General features: G+C 71.2%; 19 protein-coding genes and 1 tRNA gene. 12 read left to right on the top strand and 8 right to left on the bottom strand.

Annotated elements, in window-relative coordinates; genetic code table 11:
* The first annotated feature begins 491 nt into the window (after positions 1-491).
* The 4 genes from ACQEVI_RS08445 (at position 492) to ACQEVI_RS08430 (ending at position 5,118) form a co-directional block, all read left to right on the top strand.
* The gene (locus ACQEVI_RS08445) at positions 492-1,472 is read left to right on the top strand and encodes a ubiquitin-like domain-containing protein (protein ID WP_432896829.1); all 981 of its coding nucleotides are present in this window, start codon (positions 492-494) and stop codon (positions 1,470-1,472) included.
* Positions 1,473-1,905: 433 nt separating this feature from the next.
* Positions 1,906-3,240, top strand: a complete 1,335-nt coding sequence (locus ACQEVI_RS08440; RefSeq protein WP_432896826.1) for a ubiquitin-like domain-containing protein — start codon at positions 1,906-1,908, stop codon at positions 3,238-3,240.
* Positions 3,241-3,259: 19 nt separating this feature from the next.
* Positions 3,260-4,171, top strand: coding sequence for a 16S rRNA (adenine(1518)-N(6)/adenine(1519)-N(6))-dimethyltransferase RsmA (gene rsmA, locus ACQEVI_RS08435; protein WP_432896823.1), 912 nt, complete (start codon positions 3,260-3,262; stop codon positions 4,169-4,171).
* A complete protein-coding gene (locus tag ACQEVI_RS08430) occupies positions 4,168-5,118 on the top strand; it encodes a 4-(cytidine 5'-diphospho)-2-C-methyl-D-erythritol kinase (RefSeq protein ID WP_432896820.1) in 951 nt (316 codons plus the stop codon). Before rsmA ends, ACQEVI_RS08430 begins: the two co-directional genes overlap by 4 nt.
* A gap of 24 nt (positions 5,119-5,142) precedes the next feature.
* Here ACQEVI_RS08430 and ACQEVI_RS08425 read toward each other — a convergent pair whose 3' ends face one another.
* Positions 5,143-5,952, bottom strand: coding sequence for an acetylxylan esterase (locus tag ACQEVI_RS08425; RefSeq protein ID WP_432896817.1), 810 nt, complete (start codon positions 5,950-5,952; stop codon positions 5,143-5,145).
* Between the two features lie 86 nt (positions 5,953-6,038).
* Positions 6,039-7,028, bottom strand: a complete 990-nt coding sequence (locus ACQEVI_RS08420) for an acetylxylan esterase (RefSeq protein ID WP_432896815.1) — start codon at positions 7,026-7,028, stop codon at positions 6,039-6,041.
* A gap of 185 nt (positions 7,029-7,213) precedes the next feature.
* Between ACQEVI_RS08420 and ACQEVI_RS08415 the strand changes: the two genes are divergently transcribed.
* Both ACQEVI_RS08415 and ACQEVI_RS08410 read left to right on the top strand, forming a co-directional pair.
* Complete coding sequence (locus ACQEVI_RS08415) at positions 7,214-9,085, top strand: ABC-F family ATP-binding cassette domain-containing protein (protein ID WP_432896812.1); 1,872 nt, start codon at positions 7,214-7,216, stop codon at positions 9,083-9,085.
* Complete coding sequence (locus ACQEVI_RS08410) at positions 9,082-9,549, top strand: Lrp/AsnC family transcriptional regulator (RefSeq protein ID WP_432896809.1); 468 nt, start codon at positions 9,082-9,084, stop codon at positions 9,547-9,549. The genes ACQEVI_RS08415 and ACQEVI_RS08410 overlap by 4 nt, the downstream gene beginning before the upstream one ends.
* Here ACQEVI_RS08410 and ACQEVI_RS08405 read toward each other — a convergent pair.
* Positions 9,528-10,061: a MarR family winged helix-turn-helix transcriptional regulator gene (locus tag ACQEVI_RS08405; protein WP_432896806.1), complete on the bottom strand. Its 534-nt coding sequence runs from the start codon at positions 10,059-10,061 to the stop codon at positions 9,528-9,530. The two genes, ACQEVI_RS08410 and ACQEVI_RS08405, sit on opposite strands and share 22 nt — an antisense overlap.
* A 61-nt stretch (positions 10,062-10,122) precedes the next feature.
* On the opposite strand from ACQEVI_RS08405, the gene ACQEVI_RS08400 reads away from it, so the two are divergent.
* The 3 genes from ACQEVI_RS08400 to ACQEVI_RS08390 all read left to right on the top strand — a co-directional run bounded on the left by ACQEVI_RS08400 (position 10,123) and on the right by ACQEVI_RS08390 (position 12,219).
* Positions 10,123-10,842: an SDR family NAD(P)-dependent oxidoreductase gene (locus tag ACQEVI_RS08400; protein WP_432896803.1), complete on the top strand. Its 720-nt coding sequence runs from the start codon at positions 10,123-10,125 to the stop codon at positions 10,840-10,842.
* 161 nt (positions 10,843-11,003) lie between these two features.
* Complete coding sequence (locus ACQEVI_RS08395) at positions 11,004-11,534, top strand: peptidoglycan-binding domain-containing protein (protein ID WP_432896800.1); 531 nt, start codon at positions 11,004-11,006, stop codon at positions 11,532-11,534.
* Between the two features lies 1 nt (position 11,535).
* The gene (locus ACQEVI_RS08390; RefSeq protein ID WP_432896797.1) at positions 11,536-12,219 is read left to right on the top strand and encodes a hypothetical protein; all 684 of its coding nucleotides are present in this window, start codon (positions 11,536-11,538) and stop codon (positions 12,217-12,219) included.
* Positions 12,220-12,312: 93 nt separating this feature from the next.
* Here ACQEVI_RS08390 and lat read toward each other — a convergent pair whose 3' ends face one another.
* Entirely contained in the window at positions 12,313-13,620 is a 1,308-nt protein-coding gene (gene lat / locus ACQEVI_RS08385; RefSeq protein ID WP_432896794.1) for an L-lysine 6-transaminase, read from the bottom strand.
* 56 nt (positions 13,621-13,676) lie between these two features.
* Complete coding sequence (locus tag ACQEVI_RS08380; protein WP_432896791.1) at positions 13,677-14,894, bottom strand: MFS transporter; 1,218 nt, start codon at positions 14,892-14,894, stop codon at positions 13,677-13,679.
* Positions 14,895-15,055: 161 nt separating this feature from the next.
* Between ACQEVI_RS08380 and ACQEVI_RS08375 the strand changes: the two genes are divergently transcribed.
* Positions 15,056-15,484, top strand: coding sequence for a hypothetical protein (locus tag ACQEVI_RS08375; protein WP_432896788.1), 429 nt, complete (start codon positions 15,056-15,058; stop codon positions 15,482-15,484).
* A gap of 17 nt (positions 15,485-15,501) precedes the next feature.
* Here the strand turns inward: ACQEVI_RS08375 and ACQEVI_RS08370 are convergent, their stop codons facing one another.
* The gene (locus ACQEVI_RS08370; protein ID WP_116676863.1) at positions 15,502-16,005 is read right to left on the bottom strand and encodes a MarR family winged helix-turn-helix transcriptional regulator; all 504 of its coding nucleotides are present in this window, start codon (positions 16,003-16,005) and stop codon (positions 15,502-15,504) included.
* A gap of 103 nt (positions 16,006-16,108) precedes the next feature.
* Between ACQEVI_RS08370 and ACQEVI_RS08365 the strand changes: the two genes are divergently transcribed.
* On the top strand, positions 16,109-17,152 hold the full coding sequence (locus ACQEVI_RS08365; protein WP_432896785.1) for a maleylacetate reductase: 1,044 nt from the start codon (positions 16,109-16,111) through the stop codon (positions 17,150-17,152).
* Between the two features lie 20 nt (positions 17,153-17,172).
* Here the strand turns inward: ACQEVI_RS08365 and ACQEVI_RS08360 are convergent, their stop codons facing one another.
* The gene (locus ACQEVI_RS08360) at positions 17,173-17,826 is read right to left on the bottom strand and encodes a class I SAM-dependent DNA methyltransferase (protein WP_432896782.1); all 654 of its coding nucleotides are present in this window, start codon (positions 17,824-17,826) and stop codon (positions 17,173-17,175) included.
* Positions 17,827-18,634: 808 nt separating this feature from the next.
* Positions 18,635-19,237 (bottom strand): TetR/AcrR family transcriptional regulator, encoded by a 603-nt coding sequence (locus ACQEVI_RS08355; protein ID WP_432896779.1) that lies wholly within the window; start codon positions 19,235-19,237, stop codon positions 18,635-18,637.
* Between the two features lie 232 nt (positions 19,238-19,469).
* Between ACQEVI_RS08355 and ACQEVI_RS08350 the strand changes: the two genes are divergently transcribed.
* Positions 19,470-19,544: transfer RNA gene (locus ACQEVI_RS08350), tRNA-Gln, on the top strand.
* The last annotated feature ends 26 nt before the right edge of the window (positions 19,545-19,570 follow it).

Raw genomic sequence — 19,570 nt, 5'->3', positions numbered from 1 at the left:
CTTGCATTCGGTAACGGCGGAGTTACCGTCTCAGGGACCGCCGGATCGGTCGGCCGGGCTCGTGCCTCGCGCGGGAGCTGCGTGGGAGGCGCGCCGTCTTGTCTTCCGTGCCCGGACCGCTCGAGGACTGGACTCGCGTGACATCTCCGCATCCGGCTCAGGGCAGCCCCGGACAATTCCCCGACTCTGAGGCCGACGGCGACGCCGGCTTCACCGACCTTTTCGACGCGCCTTTCTCCGACTCGCCTTTCTTTGGTTCGGCGCAGTTCGGACCGGCGCCGCCGGCGGACGAGGTATTTCCCGCAGGAATGACCGTCGCGGACATTGCCAACACCCGTTCCGAGGTGATGGATACCCTTCCGCCCGGCCACCCGTCCGGCCCGATGCCGGTACTGGCGACCGACGGCGCAGGGGTCGCGACGGCTCCACCGCCTCCGCCGCCACCGCCTGTGCCCGGACCGCCCCGGCGTCGCCGCGGGGTAGCGGTCCTCGTGAGCCTCGTCACCGTCGCCCTGGTCGGCGCCGGTGGTGTCGCGGTCTACGGGGCGGCTCACAAGACCGTCCTGCTCGACGTCGGCGGCAAGGTCACCTCCGTCGAGACCTTCCAGGGTGATGTCGCCGACCTGCTGACCGACCAGGGTGTCGAGGTCACCGGGCGGGACGCCGTGACACCCGGTCTCGACGGTGCACTGCGCGACGGTGGCACGGTGGTCGTGCGCTACGGCCACGAGGTCGCCGTGTGGGCCGACGGCGAGCAGCGGAACGCCTGGGTGACGGCACTCGACGCCGACGAGGCGCTGACCCAGATCTCGCGAGGGGACGGCAAGGCGGTCCTGGTTCCAGCGCGGGTCGAGGGCCGGGTGACGCTCCCGATGCAGCTCGACGTCGACGGTCCCGTGCACCTGGCGATCGGCGGAGAGGTGCGGCGGGTGGCCGACGGCGCCGTGCGGCTCGACGAGCTGCTCGCGGCCCAGGAGGCTGCTGTCGACAGCGACGACCGGGTATCGGTCCTGCACCGGGACGTGCGCGGACAGAGCGAGCCGGTGCTGACCGTCGTCGTCAAGGAGGTCAAGGCCACGATCGAGGAGGTCGCCAGCAGGATTCCGCACAAGACGGTGACGACTACCGATCCGGGCCATTACGCGGACCTGGGGCCGTACCTGGCGTCCGAAGGTGCCGACGGCAAGCGCGTGACGGCCTGGGACGTCACCCGGATCGACGGCAAGGTGGTGAGCAAGGAGAAGGTGAACAGCTGGGTCGCGCGGACGCCCGTCGACAAGGTGATCGTGTACGGCACCAAGGAGCGCCCCAAGCCCAAGCCGGAACCGAAGCCCACGTCGAAGTCCGACTCGAAGGCTGACTCGAGGTCCGACTCGGAGCCGAAGTCCGATCCGAAGCCGAAGCCGAAGCCGGAACCCGAACCGGAACCGGAACCCGAACCGAAGTCTGATTCGAAGCCTGATTCCGACTAACGATCGATGCGGCCCCGCAGCCTCCACGCCCGTCCTGGCCTGCGGAGATCCTCCATCCGTTCGGTCATACCCCGTCCCGTGGGCCCTGTTCGGGGCCTCCCAAGAGTTGGACGCTTGTCCTGGACGAGTGACCGACAACACAGTTGCAACCCACCAGGATGGTTGGCCGAGCGGTAACAAATCAGTTACTTTCGGTTGTCCTCGCTGGCGCGGGGGTGCCACGTGGTGTACGCCACGGCACTCCAGCGGTGGCAGGGCGGCACTGGACGCGGAGCCTCGCGGGCAGTGTGAGACCGCCGGATCGGCCGGTCGAGACCACGACGGCTCGCAAGAGCGGCAGGGCCTGTTCGGCCGCTTCGTGGTAGGGAATCTCGCCCCAAACGGGATACCCGCCTCGCCGCCCGTGCCCGGGACGTCCGACGACTGGACACGCGTGAACCCCCGTTTTGAGCAGCAGAGTTCTGGCTCCATCCCCAGCATCAACTCAGAGTCCGAGGCTGTAGCACCTCAGGACACCCCCTCGAAGCACCGCCGTCGCTGGCCGCTCGTCGCCGGCCTCTCGGCCGTCGCGGTCGTCGCGTCCGGTTCGGTCGCATTCGCCGAGGTACACAAGACCGTCACGTTGGACGTCGACGGCACCACCAAGACCATCACCACCTACGCCGGTTCCGTTGCGGGCATGCTCGAGTCGCAGGGTGTCCGCCTGGGCGAGCGCGACGTCGTCGCCCCCGGGGCCGATGCCAAGCTTTCCGACGGCGACCAGGTAGTCGTCCGCTACGCCCGCCAGGTCACCATGACCAACGGCGACGCGGAGCGTGACGTATGGGTCACCGTCACCGACGCGGGAGAGGCGCTGACCACCCTCGCCGAGCGCGGCGGCGACGTCGCACTGGTGGCGTCCCGCTCCGGCGACCGCGCCTCCCTCCCGCTCCGCCTGAACGACGACGGCCCCGTCGCGGTTGTCGCCGACGGCACCACCCGTGTTGTCGAGGACCACTCGGCGAGCGTCGACGAGGTGCTCGACGGCCTCGAGGTCGAGCTCGACGAGGACGACCGCGTGAGCATCGCCCCCGTGGCCTCCCTGGTGCAGGACAAGGCGATCGCAGCCAAGGACGCGCGGGCCGCCGAGAAGTCGGGCGCCGACGTCGCCATCCAGGTGCAGCGTGTCGAGAGCAAGAAGATCACCAGGAAGGCCGGCCTGGGCTTCGACACCAGGACCGTCCAGGACGACGACCGCTACGAGGACGAGGGCAACCTGGTTCGGCGCGAGGGCGAGCAGGGTGTACGCACCCGGGTCCTCCTCGTGCGTATGGTCGACGGCGAGGTCGTGTCCCGCAAGGAGCTCTCCAACGAGGTCACCAAGAAGCCGGTCGACCGTGTCGTCGTCGAGGGCACCAAGGAGCGTCCCGTCGAGGAGGCCTCCGTCGAGGTCGACCCGCCCAGCGAGTCGAGCACCCCGGTGCCGGCGGGCTCCGTCAAGGAGATCGGCCAGAAGATGGCCGCCGCGCGTGGCTGGACCGGCCAGGAGTGGACCTGCCTCGAGCTCCTGTGGGAGCGCGAGTCCGGCTGGAACCACCTGGCGGCCAACCCGTCGTCGGGCGCCTACGGCGTCCCGCAGGCGCTGCCGGGCGACAAGATGGCCTCCGCGGGTGCGGACTGGGCGACCAACCCGGCCACGCAGATCAAGTGGGGTCTCGGCTACATCGCGGACCGCTACGGCACGCCGTGCGGCGCGTGGGGCCACTCGGAGTCGGTGGGTTGGTACTGATCCGGTTAGGCTCCCCTACATGAACGAAACCTCGAACGCCCTGCTCGGTCCCGCGGAGATCCGCGACCTGGCAGGGCGTTTGGGCGTTCGGCCCACGAAGACGCTGGGCCAGAACTTCTTGCACGACGGCGGCACCGTCCGCAAGATCGTGCGGATCGCCGGGCTGAAGCCCGGTGAGCGCGTGGTCGAGGTCGGGCCCGGGCTGGGCTCCCTGACCCTCGGCCTGGTCGAGGCCGGAGCCTCGCTGGTGGCCATCGAGATCGACCGGCTCCTGGCCGGGCAGATCGCCGAGACCGTGCGGGCCCGGTTCCCGGACGCCGACTTCGAGGTGGTGCTCTCCGACGCGCTCGACGTCACCACCCTGCCCGGTGCCCCGCCGACGGCGCTCGTGGCGAATCTCCCGTACAACGTGGCGGTCCCCGTGCTGCTCACCATGCTGGAGCGGTTCGGCTCGCTGGAGCGCGTGCTCGTCATGGTCCAGGCAGAGGTCGCCGACCGGATCGCCGCCGTGCCGGGTTCCAAGATCTACGGCATCCCGTCGGTGAAGGCCGCCTGGTACGCGTCGGCCCGCCGCGCGGGGACCATCGGGCGCAACGTCTTCTGGCCCGCCCCGAACGTCGACTCCGCGCTCGTGTACCTGGAGCGCCGGGAGCCGCCGTCGACCACCGCGCCGCGCGAACGGGTCTTCAAGGTCGTCGACGCCGCGTTCGCACAGCGCCGCAAGACCCTGCGGGCCGCGCTGTCCGGGCTGTTCGGCTCGGGGGTCGCCGCGGAGGCGGCGCTCCGTGCCGCGGGTGTCGACCCGGGCGCGCGCGGGGAGACGCTGGTGGTCGAGCAGTTCGCGCGCATAGCGGAGCAGCTCCCCAACGTGTCAGACCCACAGGTCACTCCGGTGACCCGTACGTCTGACAACGTGGAGGGGGACGAGTGAGCGGGCGGCTGAGCGCGGCGCCACTGCCGTCGGTCCGGGTCCGTGCGCCCGGGAAGGTCAACCTCGCCTTGCGCGTCGGACCGGTCGGGAGCGACGGCTACCACCCGCTGGCGACCATCTTCCAGGCGGTGACCCTGTTCGAGGAGGTCACGGCCACGCTGGCCGCGCCGGGAGCCGGAATCTCGCTGACCGTCTCCGGCCCGCAGGCGGACGACGTCCCCACCGACGAGACGAACCTCGCCTGGCGTGCGGCCGCGCTGCTCGCCGACCGCACGGGGCTCGCGCCCGACGTCGCGCTGCACATCACCAAGGGCGTGCCGGTCGCGGGGGGCATGGCCGGCGGATCCGCCGACGCCGCTGCCGCGCTCCTGGCCTGCGACACGCTCTGGGAGGCCGGGGTGCCGCGGTCCGAGCTGGTGGAGATCGCCGCCGAGCTCGGCGCGGACGTGCCGTTCTCGCTCCTGGGACACACCGCCGTCGGCACGGGGCGGGGCGACCTGCTGACACCGGCGATGACGCGCGGGGAGTTCCACTGGTGCTTCGGCACACAGCGCGTCGGCCTGTCGACGCCCAGCGTCTTCAAGCGGTTCGACGAGCTGGCCGGCCCGTCGACTCCCGCCGTCGCACCCGCCGACGACACCGAGCTGATGCACGCGCTCCGGGCCGGGAACCCCGTGGCGCTCGGCAAGGCGCTGCACAACGACCTGCAGGCGCCGGCGCTCGATCTGCGACCCGAGCTCGCCGAGGTGCTGGACGTCGCCACCGAGTCGGGGGCACTGGGCGTGATCGTGTCCGGGTCCGGTCCGACGGTCGCCGCACTGGGGCGCTCCCGGCAGCACGCGCTGGCACTGGGCGCCGCGTGGACGGCGGCCGACGTCGTGGACGCCGTCTGGTGCGCGAGCGGCCCCGCCCCGGGCACGCAGGTCATCACCTCGATCACCCGCTGACCGCAGCCCTGCTTCGCGGGAGGGTCAGTAGGCGATCTGGGGGACGAAGACGTTCGTCAGCTGCGTGTGCGCCGCGATCCAGCGCGTGCGGCGCGTCACCGTGCTGCTCTCGGTGGTCAGCACGCACTCGACCACCCGCTCGACGGAGCCCGTCATCGCGGCCAGCGCCTGCGCGGCGTTGCCGCCCCACTCCTCCAGCAGCACCTGCGCTCCGGCGCCCTGCGTGAGCTGGAGCGGTGTGCTCGCCCGCCGGGCGAACGCGACGAGCGAGTCCTTGTGCGCTGCGGGGATGTCGCCCTCGACCATCGCGCAGGCCAGGTCGGGGAGCAGCCCTGCCGCCGCGACCACCGCCGCCGCCACCGGACCGCTGCCGAGCACCGCGACCCGCGACGGGTCCACGCTCGCGAGGGTCCGCAGCGCCTGGACCGCCCGGACGGCGTCGGTGAAGACGACGCGGTTGTAGGGGTCGTCGAGGTCGTCCGGTGGCAGCTCGACCACGAGGTGCGCGAACCCGCCCGACGCGAGCCACTCGAGGTCCCGGTCCGCCGTACGGCCGGCGGGCCGTAGCTCGACCAGGCCGGGCAGCGTGCTGCCGGCGCCGGTGGGGGTGATGAGCCGGCCCGGCACGGGGTATCCCTCGAACCCGGCGAACGTCACTGCCTCGACCGTGAGGTCCCGTGCCCGGGCGGAAGCAGCCGACAGCACCGGCGCGACCTCGACGTCGCGGTGCGCGGCGAACGTCTGCGACCAGAACGCGTCGAAGTTCGCGGGCTCGTCGGTGGCCGGTGGCGCTGCCGGCGCCACCGCGACGAGCGGAAGGTCGTACTGGGGCACGGGAAACCTCCGGGGATGAACGTGCGCTGCGGAGCCTACCGCCCGGGCGAGACAGGTAAATTTCCCGCCTGTGCCCTGGCCTCCCGTCAGATGATCTTGCCCAGCCAGGCGAGCTTGCGGGGGAACCGGTAGTCCCCGCCGCCCTCGTGGTTGTTGTACGGGTAGACGTCCATCTCCTTGACCACCGGTTCGGCCTGGTCGGGCGCCCAGTTGTTGAACGCCGCGTACACGGTGGACGGCGGGCAGGTGGCATCCATGAGCGCCACCGAGAACAGCCCGGCCGCGCGCGCCCGCCGGGAGAACGACACCCCGTCCAGGTACGAGAAGGTACGCCAGACCTGCGCCTCGACCGCCGGGTCACGGTAGACGGAGAGGTACTTCGTGATCTCGCCGTACGGGAAGGAGTCGGTGGTCGACACCGCGCGGCGGTAGTGGCTCAGGAACGGCACGTCGGGCATCGCGGCGACGACGTCGGGCACCAGCCCGGCCACCGCGATACTGATGCCCCCGCCCTGGCTCCCGCCGTTCACCGCCACGCGCAGCGGGTCCAGACCGGGAACGGTGCGTACGGCGTCGACGGCCCGGACGCCGTCGGTGAAGACCCGGCGGTAGTAGTGGTCGTACGGGTCGAGCACGCCGCGGGTCATGAACCCGGGGGTCGACGGCCCGGACCCCACCGGGTCCGGGGTGTCCCCGCCTGCGCCCCAGCCCGAACCCTGCCCGCGCGTATCCATCCGCAGGTGCGCGTAACCGGCCGCCGCCCAGTGGATCTTCTCGTGGGGCAGGCCCCGCCCGCCGCCGTAGCCCTCGTACTCGACCACCACGGGCAGGTCGCCGTCCGCGTGCGCGGGCCGGGTGAGCCACGCCTTGACGGGATGCCCGCCGAAGCCGGGGAACGTCACGTCGTCGACCACCACCTCGGTGAGCCCGACGTCGATGCGCTCCACCTCCGGCGCCTCGTCGAACGTGCGCGCCTCGGCCAGGGTCGTCGACCAGAACTCGTCGAAGTCGGCGGGCTCGTCGATCTCGGGAAGATACCTCTCGAGATCGGACAGCGGCATGTCGAACTGGGCCACGTGAATGCTCCTCGGCGTAGTCGTCAGCGGGGCCGACGGCGGAGTCGACGGGCACGATCGCCGTCGACGGTGGACAGCGTAACCGCGGCGTCCGACATCGAACAGACACCTGTCAGCGCCTCCCGGGCGAGACAGAACAACGGCTCGTGTCCGACCCTCGGCCCGCGGCGAACTAGGCTGCTGAGGTGGCACATCTACTCGGCGCGGACGGCATCGCGCTGACCATCGGCACTCGCACCCTCCTGTCCGAGGTCTCCCTCGGCCTCGACGACGGCGACCGCGTCGGCGTGGTCGGCCCCAACGGCGCCGGCAAGTCGACCCTCCTCCGCATCCTCACCGGCACCTCGCAGCCCGACGCCGGACGGGTCACCAAGGTTGGCGGCACGGTCCTCGGCATGCTCGACCAGCGGGACGAGCTCGACGAGGACGCGACGATCCTCGACGTCGTCCACGGCGACGCGGAGACGCACGTCTGGGCGTCCGACGCCCGGGTCCGCCAGGTGCAGGAAGGCCTGCTCGCCGACCTCGCCTGGGACGCCCCGGTCGTCAAGCTCTCCGGCGGTCAGCGCCGGCGCGTGGCGCTCGCGGCCCTGCTCGTGCAGGACCCGGACGTGCTGCTGCTCGACGAGCCCACCAACCACCTCGACGTCGAGGGCGTGGCCTGGCTCGCCGCCCATCTCCGCGAGCGCTACGGCCGCCCCGGCGCGACCGGTGCACTGGTCGTCGTGACGCACGACCGCTGGTTCCTCGACGAGGTCTGCACGCGCATGTGGGAGGTGCGCGGCGACGGCACCGGCGCGATCGACGGGTACGAGGGTGGTTACGCCGCCTACATCCTGGCGCGCGCCGAGCGGGCGCGGCAGGCCGCGACAGCCGCGGAGAAGCGGGACAACCTGCTGCGCAAGGAGCTCGCGTGGCTGCGCCGCGGGGCCCCGGCCCGTACGTCCAAGCCGAAGTTCCGGCTCGACGCCGCGTCCGCGCTGATCGACGACGAGCCGCCGCCGCGCGACTCGATGGAGCTCACCCGGATGGCGACGCGTCGCCTGGGCAAGGACGTGCTGGACCTGGAGTCGGTCTCGCTCGAGCTCGGCGGCAAGGTCCTGTTCGACGACGTGACGTGGCGCCTCGGTCCCGGGGACCGGTACGGCGTGGTCGGCGTCAACGGTGCGGGCAAGACGACGCTGCTCGCGCTGCTCGCCGGTCGCCGTGAGCCCGGCTCGGGCCGGGTCAAGCGCGGGAAGACGATCCACGTCAAGGAGCTGACGCAGGACGTCTCCGAGCTGGACGAGCTCGGGAGACTCACGGCGGTCGAGGTGATCGAGTCGGAGAAGGGCCGGGTCGTCGTCGACGGCAAGGAGCTCACGGCGTCGCAGCTCACGGAGAAGCTCGGCTTCACCCGGGAGCGGGCCTACACGCCGGTGAAGGACCTGTCCGGCGGCGAGCGGCGTCGGCTGCAGCTGTTGCGCCTGCTGGTGGCCGAGCCCAACGTGCTGCTGCTCGACGAGCCCACCAACGACCTCGACACCGATACGCTCGCCGCGGTCGAGGACCTGCTGGACGGCTGGCTCGGCACGCTGATCGTGGTCTCGCACGACCGGTACCTGCTGGAACGGGTGGCGGACCGGCAGGTCGCGCTGCTCGGCGACGGGACGATCCGGGACCTGCCCGGCGGGGTGGAGGAGTACCTGCGGCTCCGGGCAGCGGCCAAGGCCGCCGGCGCCTCCGCCTCGGGCACCCCGGCAGGGGGCGGCGCCGGTACGCCGGGCGGCTCGGCCACGGGGAGGACGACGTCGGGCACGGCTCCGGCGTCGGGCGGCGACCCCGGGGGAGAGGCCGTCAACCAGCGCGACATCCGTGCCGCCAAGAAAGAGGTCTCCCGAATCGAGCGTCGTCTTGCGAAGATTGCCCAGAAGGAGGCCGAGCTGCACGAAACAATCGCACAGCAGGCCACGGACTACCAGGCTGTCGCTCGGCTGGACGCGGAGCTCCGCGACCTGGTGAGCGAGCGCGACGAGCTCGAGGCGGCCTGGCTGGAAGCGGCGGAGGTGGCGGGATGACCGACAACGATCTGGCACCGCTCGACGGGGTGGACCGAGCGCTCGTGGACGCACTGCGCAAGGACGGGCGCACGACGCTCGCGGTGCTGTCCGAGATCTCGGGGCTGTCCCTGTCGGCGGTGCAGGTGCGGGTGCGGAAGCTCGAGGCGCGCGGCGTCATCACGGGCTATCGAGCGGTGGTGAACCCGGAGGCGGTAGGGCTGCCGCTCTCCGCGTTCGTGGAGATCACGCCCCTGGACCAGGCGCAGGAGGACGACGCGCCCGAACGCCTGCGGGGCATGCCGGGCATCGAGTCCTGCTACTCGGTGGCGGGCAACGCGAACTACCTGCTCACTGTGCGGGTGGCCTCCCCGAGGTCGTTGGAGGAGCTGCTCGGGCGGATCCGCCGCACGGCCAAGGTCTCGACCCGCACCACCGTGGTGCTGCAGACGTACTTCGAGGGTCAGACGACCGAACCGGCCTGACGGCCGGCGCCCGGGTCGAGCCGGGCGAGGAGTCCGGCGAGCGTCCGGCGGTCCTCCGTCGTCAGGCCGCCGACCAGCTCTTCCTCGTGCGTGAGCAGGTCGCGGACCGCGCGCTCCACGAGCTGGTGCCCGGCGACGGTCAGTGTCACGGCCACCGCGCGCCGCCCGGCGTCGGACGGCGACCGCGTCACCAGGCCCTCGCGCTCGGCCCGGGCCACGCGCTGCGAGATCGCACCGGCCGTCACGAGGGTCTGCGCGGCCAGCTCCTTGGTCGTCAGGGCCCACGGCTCGCCCGCGCGCCGCAGGGTGCTGAGCAGGTCGAGGGTCGCCGGATCGATCCCTATCCGGTGCAGGGTCCTGCGGCGATCGTCCGCAAGTGTCTTCGCCGCGCGCCACAGTGGTGTGATCACGCCGATCGACGACACCGGGACGCCCGGTAGCTCGCGCTCCCATGCGGCGGCGATCGCCTCGGGCGGCATGGCCGCCGTGGAGTCGAAGGGGTACTCGGTCACCGGCTCCTCCTGTATGTTTAGGTCTAAACATACCATTCATGCAGGAGCAGGAGGCAGCATCATGCCCAGACTCGTTCTCGTCACAGGTGGGTCCGGCGGCATCGGGCGCGCGGTGGCGCACCGGTTCGTCGAGCAGGGGGACAGCGTGGTCATCACCGGCCGCGATGCGGCGCGGCTCGACCGGGCGGTGGAGGCGACCGGTGCGCGCGGGGTGCGCTGCGACGTCGGGCAGCCGGACGGCGTCGCCGCGCTGATGGCGCAGCTCGACGCCCCCGTCGACGTCCTGGTGGCCATGGCGGGCGGCAACACCGACTTCGACCGGCCGAAGCCGGAAGGCCTCGCGCAGGTGGCCGACGGCTGGCGGGCCAACCTCGAGGCGAACCTGATCAGCACCGTGCTGGTGGCGTCCGCGGCCCTGGAGACCATGCCGGACGGCGGAGCGGTGGTCACCGTCGGCTCGATCGGCGCCGAGTACGCGGGCACGTCGTACGGGGTCGCGAAGGCGGCGGTCCAGGCGTGGACCGCGGGGCTGTCCGCGTCGGTCGGCCCGCGCGGGATCACCGCGAACTGCGTGGCGCCCGGCTACATCGCCGAGACCGGCTACTTCAAGGACCGCCTCACCGAGCAGCGGCGCGACCGGCTCGTCGCGGCCACGCACGACGGCCGCCCGGGCCTGCCCGACGACGTCGCCGCGCTGGTCTCCTTCCTCGCCTCGCCGGACGCGCGCCACATCACCGGCCAGACCCTGCACGTCAACGGCGGCGCCCACACGACGCGCTGAGGTTCGGCAGGCGGGGAACGCGAATCGGTCGGGTCCCCCGGCCATCAGCCCTGGTTTCTCCCGGTGCGTCGCTTCCGTCTTTTACGGGCGGATTGTTACGCTCGCGGTCGCCAGTAGATCGCCCGGCCCCGGTGTCGGGCCGACGAAGGAGCGCCGAGGGAATGCCCACCACCCGAACCTGGCTGCAGGCGGGCGGTGGCACCGTCGCAGCCGCCCTGATCATCGCCGCCGTGGTGCAGGCGATGAACTCGAGCGCGATGTGGGTGTCCAACGACCCCGTCGGCGAGTGCGGCCAGACGTCCGGCGGCGCGGTGGTCGCGGCGCAGAACGTGCTGTGGGCGGGCACCGGCCTGGAGCCGGTCGACGGGGCGTGGGACACCGAGTCGGAGGTCGCGGCCAAGGCGTTCCAGGCCTACAACGGCCTGCCGGTGAACGGCTGCGTCGACACCAGCACGTGGCTCACCATGCGCGCGTACCTGATCTCCCTGTGCGACCCGGAGTTCGACTGCCGGGGGCCCGACCACCGCGTGCGGTACACCGCGCCGGACGGAGCGCGGGAGGCCTTCTTCGCCGACAACGAGTGCGACTGGGGCTCGTACGTGCTGCCGGGCGTCGCCGCCAGCCCTGTCACGTCGAACAAGATCACCGCACTCTCGCGGGACGCGGTAGTCGAGATCGAGTGCGAGGGCTGACGTGGTCACCACCATCGAGGAGCCGAGGATCCGGCCGGAGTGGCTGCTCGGCGGCGCGGTGACGTTGCTCGGCGCGATCATCATCATCGTGGTGACGTTGATCCTCGGGGCGCGGGAGGACGAGCCCGTCGTGACGCCGGTGGACGCCACGGAGCTCACCGAAGGGACCTGCGCCGAGGACCTGCGCCAACCGCACTGGGTGCCGGAGTCCGTCCAGCGGGCGGAGGTCGAGTGCCCCGCGGACATCTCGGCAGCGATCGGCCGCACGACCGCCGAGGATCACCTCGGCACGTGGATCACCTACCCGCTGGAGGGCGAGGACAACGGTCAGACGTTCCGTGGCGGGCCCGGTCTGTCCTGGCCCGAGGACGAGGTCCGCTCGGGCGCGTACCACCCGGCGTCGGCCATCATCTACGTGGCGTACCCGGGTTCCGCCGAGCTGTCCGGCGAGCTGTCCGGCGACAACGTGTCCGTCGAGTGGTCGGATCTCGCCGACTCGGGCCGGGAGGCGCGGGTGACCCGTGTGGACAACAACGGGTTCGGGCCGGTGCGGGTCGAGTGGACCGACGACGCGGGCTCCTACCTGCTGCTCGGCACGATGGGCCGCACGCCGGAGGGCGGCTCGGGGCCGACCGTGGCCGAGCTGATCAGGATCGCGGACAGCGTCGCAGCAGAAGACGAGTAACGCGACCGCGAGGTAGAGCGCTTGTCCGCGGTCTCCTGGGTGCCGCCAGAGAGACTGCGGACAAACGCTCTACCTCGCGGTCCCGCTGCAGGGTCAGAGGGCTTCGGTCAGGACCTCGTCCAGGGCCTTGACGCCGGCCTCCAGCGCCTCGGTGGTGACCGTCAGTGCCGGCCGGAACCGGACCGATCGCTCACCGCAGCCCAGCAGCAGGACGCTCCGCTCGGTGAGCGCGCCCAGCACCCGGTCGCGGACCTCGCGGGAGGGCAGCGTCAGCGCGCACATCAGGCCCTTGCCGCGGACGTCGGTCACGCCGTCGTGCCGGGTGGCCAGCTCGGTGAGCGCGTCGTGCAGGCGCTTGCCCATCGTGCGCGCCCGGTCGACCAGGCCCTCGGCCTCGTAGGTCTCCAGGATCCGGCGCGAGCGCACCATGTCGGTGAGGTTGCCGCCCCAGGTGGAGTTGATGCGCGACGAGACGGCGAACGCGTTGTCCGGGACCTCGTCGACGCGGCCACCGGCCATGACGCCGCAGACCTGGGTCTTCTTGCCGAAGGCGACGACGTCGGGGGTGATGCCGAGCTGCTGGTACGCCCAGGTCGTGCCGGTGATCCCGGCGCCGGTCTGGACCTCGTCCACGATGAACAGCGCGTCGAACTCCCGGCACAGCTCCTGCATGCCCGCCAGGAACGAGGTGCGGAAGTGGTGGTCGCCGCCCTCGCCCTGGATGGGCTCCATGATGAACGCCGCGATGTCGTGCGGGTTCGCCTCGAACGCCGCGCGAGCGGCCCCGAGCGCCGCGGCCTCTGCCGCGTCCATGTCCTTGCCCTCGGCGATGTACGGCGAGGGGATGCGCGGCCAGTCGAACTTGGGGAACCGGGCGACCTTGCCCGGCTCCGTGTTCGTCAGGGACATCGTGTACCCCGAACGGCCGTGGAACGCGTGCTCCAGGTGCATGATCCGGGTGCCGAGCTCGGGGGAGCGTCCGTTCGCCTCGTTGAAGCGGGACTTCCAGTCGAACGCGACCTTGAGGGCATTCTCGACGGCGAGCGCGCCGCCGTCGATGAAGAACAGGTGCGGCAGCGCGGGGTCGCCGAGTACACGCGCGAACGTGTCGGCGAAGCGCGCCATCTCGACCGTGTAGATATCGGAGTTGGACGGCTTGTTGATCGCCGCCGTGGCGAGCTCCTCGCGGAACGCCGCGTCGTCGGCAAGCGCGGGGTGGTTCATGCCGAGGGGTGAGGAGGCGAAGAAGGTGAACAGGTCGAGCCACTCGCGACCGTCGCGCGCGTCGACAAGCGTGGAGCCGTGCGACCGGGTGAGGTCGAGGACGAGGTCGAACCCGTCGACCAGGAGGTGCTCGCGAAGGGTGGGGAGCACTGCGGTGGGCTCAAGATGTGTCGTCATGCTGGAAAGGTAGGCAATGATCCTGCCAAGTTTCAATGCCTATGGAAATGTTCCTGTTAGGCACGCTTGGGTCTGGGGCGTCGTGTCGCCAGCAGCTCAGCGGTCCCGAGCGTGAGCGTGGACCCGAGCAGCACCAGGAGTGCTGCGGTCCAGCCGCCCGACACCGCGTGCACGGCGCCGATCACCGCGGGAGCGGTAGCGGCCACGGCGTAGCCGAACGCCTGCACGGTGGCCACCGTCCGCCGGGTCTGCGCCACCGTGCGGCACCGCTGCGCGACGATGGTGAAGATCACGACGAAGTTCCCGCCCTGGGCGATCCCGGCGAGGCTCACCCACAGCAGCCACCACTGCGGCGCCAGCAGCAGGCCCGCCGGGAGCGAGAGCCACAGCAGGCCCATCGCCGCCGCCGCACCCCGCATCGGTACCCGGGCAGCCAGGGCGAGCGGGACCAGCACGCTGCCTGCTATGGCGAGGCCCTGGAAGGGCGCGGCCGCGTTGCCCGCCGTGGTCACGGACAGGTCCAGCAGGTCGCGCAGCAGCTCGGGGAGCCAGCCGGTGACCGCGAAGTACGAGAACGACTGCGCGGCGAACGCGACGGCCAGCGCCCAGGTGATCGGACGACGCACCACGCCGCTCCAGGTCTCGTCGTCCCCCGATGTGCCTGGCGCCCGGGGCGCGCGGGTGACGTGCGGGTCCGTCGTGCGGCGGGTGGTGACGAGCCAGACGACCAGTGCCGCCGCCGCGACGAGCGACCAGGAGGCGACGGCGCCCCGCCAGCCGACGAGGGCCGCGAACGGGGCGGTGAGCGACGTCGCGAAGACGCTGCCGAGGTTCATCGTCGACGAGTACAGGCCGGTCGCCAGCGCCGTCCTGGCCGGGAAGTCCCGCGCGATGATGACCGGAACGACGACGTTGCCCACCGTGATCGCGCAGCCGAGCAGCACCGTGCCGGCGAAGGCCGCGACCACACCCGGTGTGCCCGTGCCCGCCGACCGGATCAGGGTCCCGGCGATCACGCCCACCAGGGCCACCGTGACCGCCGAGTACGGCCCGGCCCGGGCGATCAGGGTCGACGCCGCCGGCGCCACCACGCTGAAGCACAGCGCGGGGATCCCCACGAGCAGCCCGGCGAGGGTCTGGTCCAGACCCAGACCCGTCGCGACGTCGGCCATGACCGGCGGGAGGGATGTGATGGGGGTGCGCAGGTTCAGGGCGAAGACGAGGACCGCGACGAGCAGCGCGGAGCCGCCTGCCGCTGTGCGGATGTTGCTCATGATGCTGTCATTGTGCGCGACGGGGTCTGTTGGTTGCGTCGGGCGTCCAACACATCCGCACATGGTGTGCGGATCGTCATAACGGCTTCCCAGGAGGGACTGCGGCTTTCCCGTTAGATTGGGCGACCGGTCAACGGGTCCGGGACAACAGGGGTGTCGAGATGAAGCAGCGACAGGTCTTCCGAGGTGTGGGAGCACTCGTCGGCGTACTCATGCTCTCGGGGTGCGCGTTCGACCTGGGGAAGCTCGACTACACCGAGCCGGAGTTCGTCGGCTCGTACGTGGCCGACGGCGCCACGACCGTCGTCGCGCTCGGTGAGGACCGCACCTTCACCGCCGTCGGGGTCCCGGACGAGGTGCTGGCCGCCGCTGCGGGCGGCAAGGTCGACGAGGTCCCCGCCGAGATCGAGGGCACCTGGAAGTACGACTCGAAGAGCTCGGCCGACCACGTGGAGCTGACGGTCACCGACGCCGACGGCGTGCCTGCGGAGCTGGGCGAGCTGCCGCTGTACGTCGCGGACGCCGACGACCTGTTCTTCCTGCCCGACCAGCTCGGGCGCGAGAAGATAGTGGTCAGCCGGGACCGCTGAGCCGGGACCGCCCGAGCTCAGTCGTCGAACTGAGCGGTCACCGTGCGCAGCAGGTCCGCGAGCTGCGGGCGCTCCGCGGGCGACAGGGCGGTCAGCACCTTGGCCTCGATGTCCAGGAGGTCGCTCATCGCCGCGTCGACGCGCGCCAGCCCTTCGTCGGTGAGCTCGACCAGCACCCCGCGGCGGTCGTCGGGGGAGCGGTGCCGCTGCACGAACCCGCGCGACTCCAGACGGTCTATCCGGTTCGTCATGGTGCCGCTGGTGACCAGGGTCTGGGTGACGAGTGTGCCGGGCGACAGCCGGAACGGCTCACCGGCGCGGCGCAGCGCGGAGAGCACGTCGAACTCCCACGTCTCCAGGCTGTGCCGGGCGAAGGCGGTGCGGCGGGCGAGATCGAGGTGCCGCGCGAGGCGGGACACGCGGCTGAACACCGTGAGGGGTTCGAGCTCCAGGTCCGGGCGCACATGGCGCCACGCGGCGACGATGCGGTCGACCTCGTCGGCGGGACCTGTGTGCTCCATGGCGAGAGGCTACCGGATATCTCGACATCAAGAATCTCGACAGGATGTCCGTGCGGTGTCGCTCTTGGTCAGGGGGTGTCCGGCGACCGTAGGCTCAGGTCTCGTGGGTACAGACATCAGGGTGCACCAGGTCTACGCCGGCCGAGTGCTGCAGGGTCCGGGCGCGCGGTCCCTCGTGCCGGACGAGCTGGAGCGGCTCGGGTCGGAGCGGGTGCTGCTGGTGACGACGCCGTCGTCGGCCGAGGTGGGCCAGGACCTGGCCGTCGCCCTCGGGGAGCGGCATGTCGCGACCTTCGCGCGCCCGGTCCAGCACACGCCCGTCGAGGTGACCGCCGAGGCGCTCGTCCTGGCCGGAGAGGCGCGGGCCGACGCGATCGTCGCCATCGGCGGTGGTTCGGCCATCGGGCTGTCGAAGGCGCTGGCCATCCGGACGGGCATGCCCCAGGTGGCGGTACCGACCACGTACGCGGGATCGGAGGCCACACCGGTGCTCGGCGAGACGGAGAACGGCGTCAAGACGACGCGACGGGACCCCGCCTTCGCGCCGGGCACCGTCGTGTACGACCCCGAGCTGACGCTGTCCCTGCCCCGCGAGCTCACGCTGACCTCGGCCCTCAACGCGCTCGCGCACGCCGTCGAGGCGCTGTGGGACACCGCTGCGAGCGCGGCGACCCGCGCGTACGGCGTCGAGGCCGCCGACGGCATCCTCACGGCGCTCCCCGTGGTCCTGGACCACCCGTCCGACGTCGTCGCCCGCGGCCGGCTCCAGGAAGCCGCCTGGCTGGCGGGCGCCTGCCTGGCACAGGCCCGGATGGGCCTGCACCACCAGCTCGCGCACGCGCTCGGCGGGACCTTCGGCCTGCCCCACGCGGAGCTGCACGCCCTGCTCCTCGCGCACGTCATGCGGTTCAACCTGCCCGCCGCGCCCGACGCCGCCGCACGCCTGGCACGCGTCGCGGACGGCGACCCGGTGCTCGCGGTCTCCGTCCTGGCAGGCGAGCACGACGGGCCGACGTCGCTCGGCGCGCTCGGTGTGCCGCGCACCGCTCTGCGCGAGGTGGCCGAACGGGTGGCGGCCGACCCGTACCCCAACCCTCGGCCCGTGACCGCCGATGCCGTGGAGGAGCTGCTGCTCGCCGCCTGGTGAGGTCCATGGCGAGCTGAGCGCTAGGCGGGTGGCTTGCGCAGGAGGAGATGCGCCTGCGGGAAGCCGCGCGTCGGATCCTCGGCGGGCGCGATCACCAGGCGGGCCACCTCGTCCGCGCCGGTCTGTGCCAGCAGCCCGACCACGTGGTCGGGCGAGTACCGCCACGCGGGCGACACCTTGTGGTCGAAGTGCTCGGCAGTGCGACCGGCGTCGCCGAGCGACTGGAACGCGACCAGGAGATGACCGCCGGGCGCCACGACCCGGCTGAGCTCGGCGAGCGTCGCCGGGAGAGCGTCGGGCGGCGTGTGGATGATCGAGTAGTTCGCCAGCACCCCGGCGAGCGTCCCGGAGGCGATATCGAGCGAGCCCATGTCGCCGACGTCGAAGCGGACGCCGGGGTTGGCCGCGCGGGCGGTCGCCACGAGCTGCGGCGAGAGGTCGACGCCGAACGCGTCGACGCCCCGGTCACGCAGGTATGCGGTCACGTGCCCGGGCCCGCAGCCGACGTCGGCCACCGGGCCCCCGCCGCCCTGCCGGACCAGGTCCGCGAACGCTCGCACCATGACGTGGTTCAGCGGCCGGCCGGCGAACGCCTCACCGATGAACGCCGTATAGGCATCCGCCATGCCGTCGTAGTCGTCTCGAACGGTCGCGAGATGCTCGGAAGACGTCACGCCGGCAGCGTAGACGGTATGTCCGGGCGGGAGGACGGGCGGCGTCGGAGCCGACTCGAGGGTTGTGAGCCCAGCGGCGACCGAACCGAAGGTTGATGGGGTAGCGGCTGCCGAACCGAAGGTAGCGGGCCTACTTGGAGCTCGATGGACCCACAACGTTCGGTTCGAGGGATGTGCCGACGCGCAGCCTTCGGTTCGGCACCGTCATGCGTTGTGGTGGGCGCGGAACTTGCGGTTCGGCGAAGTGGCGGGGTGGGCCGCTGGGCGGAGGTTCCCGTCCGCGAGCTCACCGTCGGCCGACAATCGGTGACTCGTGCTCAAGAATATGTCCACTTTGCGGCGAACCGTGGTCCGATTCCTGACCCAATATCACAGGGTGAAACCAGGCGCCTATTGGGGGTGAATATCCCTTTCCCGTTGCAGAGTCCGTGTCGTGTGCTTAATGTATGGAACGCGAACACTGTTCCGCTCACAGGTGATCATCCTGTGATTTCCCGTTTTTTGGAAGGAATAGCCCCATGACCGTTGTTGACATCCTGTCGGAGCTCCTGCACAACCTCGGCTACACCGTCGAGCAGATCCTCTGCCTGATCGGTCTCTGACCTGCAGGTACGTTGTCAGCCGCGTGCTGCGGCGGCATGAGTAGCATCCCCAGCTGAACGAACACCCCTCGCGGTTCACCGCGAGGGGTGTTCGTTATATAAATGCGCCGCGCACATTTTTTGCCTCAGGGAAAAAGCGGGTGCGCCAACGCAACTCCGCGCCCGGATGATGGCAGTTCGGGCGCATTGCTCGGGGACTCGGCGCATCAGCGCGAGTGCCGGGTCAGCTCCGGCTTCTTCTCCATGTTGTGCAGGCCGTTCCAGGCGAGGTTCACGAGGTGGGCCGCTACCTCGGTCTTCTTGGGGCTGCGGGCGTCCAGCCAGTACTGGCCGGTGAGCGCGATCATGCCGACGAGCATCTGCGCGTAGAGCGGGGCGGTCCTCGGCTCGAGCCCCGCAGCCCTGAACTGCGGTTCGAGGATCGACTCGACCTGGGTGGCGACGTCGCCGATCAGGCTCGAGAAAGTCCCGGTCGCCTGCGCGACGGGGGAGTCGCGCACGAGGATGCGGAAACCGTCCTCGGACGACTCGATGTAGTCCAGCAGGGCGAGCGCCGTCCGCTCCAGCAGGACTTTGGGGTGACCACCCGAGCCGAGCGCACCCGTCAGCGCGGTGGTGAGCGCCTGGACCTCGCGGTCCACCACTACCGCGTAGATGCCCTCCTTGCCGCCGAAGTGCTCGTACACGACGGGCTTGGAGACCTCGGCGCGAGCCGCGATCTCCTCCACGCTCGTGCCTTCGAAGCCCTTTCCGGCGAACAGTCCGCGGCTGACCGTGAGCAGCTGCTCGCGGCGCTGACTGGCCGTCATACGAGGTCGGTGGGTACGTCGGTTGTCGGCGGCCATGGTGCTCATTGTGCCCGAGCGACAGTTCCGGACGTGTCCGGAACGTGCCGGACGAGCGAACGCGGTCGAACCAGGATGTGGCTGACGACTCGCCCGGTACGGGCGGGGGCATCGCTCAGGACCTGGCAGACTGTTCACGGACGTGCGACGGTGGCACACGCCCGCTTCGGGTCACGACGGAGCCGCGCGCGCCCGGTCCGCCTTGGTGTAATCGGCAGCACAGAGGTTTTTGGTGCCTTTAGTCCAGGTTCGAATCCTGGGGGCGGAGCCATCCGGATCTGACGAACCCACCGATCG

This window comes from Promicromonospora sp. CA-289599, from assembly GCF_050936155.1.
Taxonomy (GTDB): domain Bacteria; phylum Actinomycetota; class Actinomycetes; order Actinomycetales; family Cellulomonadaceae; genus Promicromonospora.
This window is presented reverse-complemented; position numbering and strand designations above follow the sequence as displayed.

Bases quoted from the DNA above. Each gene is read 5' to 3' on its own strand.
- rsmA (WP_432896823.1), top strand. From the start codon at position 3,260: ATGAACGAAACCTCGAACGCCCTGCTCGGTCCCGCGGAGATCCGCGAC.
- ACQEVI_RS08410 (WP_432896809.1), top strand. From the start codon at position 9,082: ATGACCGACAACGATCTGGCACCGCTCGACGGGGTGGACCGAGCGCTC.
- ACQEVI_RS08400 (WP_432896803.1), top strand. From the start codon at position 10,123: ATGCCCAGACTCGTTCTCGTCACAGGTGGGTCCGGCGGCATCGGGCGC.
- ACQEVI_RS08395 (WP_432896800.1), top strand. From the start codon at position 11,004: ATGCCCACCACCCGAACCTGGCTGCAGGCGGGCGGTGGCACCGTCGCA.
- lat (WP_432896794.1), bottom strand. From the start codon at position 13,620: ATGACGACACATCTTGAGCCCACCGCAGTGCTCCCCACCCTTCGCGAG.
- ACQEVI_RS08380 (WP_432896791.1), bottom strand. From the start codon at position 14,894: ATGAGCAACATCCGCACAGCGGCAGGCGGCTCCGCGCTGCTCGTCGCG.
- ACQEVI_RS08375 (WP_432896788.1), top strand. From the start codon at position 15,056: ATGAAGCAGCGACAGGTCTTCCGAGGTGTGGGAGCACTCGTCGGCGTA.
- ACQEVI_RS08370 (WP_116676863.1), bottom strand. From the start codon at position 16,005: ATGGAGCACACAGGTCCCGCCGACGAGGTCGACCGCATCGTCGCCGCG.
- ACQEVI_RS08355 (WP_432896779.1), bottom strand. From the start codon at position 19,237: ATGACGGCCAGTCAGCGCCGCGAGCAGCTGCTCACGGTCAGCCGCGGA.